General features: G+C 60.9%; 1 protein-coding gene. It reads right to left on the bottom strand.

The window, feature by feature from the left end; all coding sequences use genetic code 11:
* Nucleotides 1-243: hypothetical protein (locus tag AC6CHP_RS20795; protein WP_498232073.1), on the bottom strand; the 243-nt coding region annotated here is incomplete at both ends.

Genomic DNA, 243 nt, shown 5'->3' with positions numbered 1-243 from the left:
TTCGGTCCTGCAAGGTCCGAGGCCGATACCCGGTAGATGCCTTTCAGCACCCCTTCCACATCGAGGTTCTCCGGTTCGGCGGGCTGGGTAATCGGCTCGTTGTAGACGGTGAGGTAGTACATCAGGTTTTTATCGGATGCAGCTCCGGTTCCTTCGCCGCTGGCGGCCTCCCCGTACATCCGCTCAAGCCCGTCGCGGATAATGTGGCCCATTTCGTAGCCGTAGGCGGGGTCGTAGGTGACC

Source organism: Pseudarthrobacter sp. GQ63, assembly GCF_059758765.1.
Note: the sequence above shows the minus strand (reverse complement) of the source record. Positions and strands in the feature narration are given on the sequence as shown.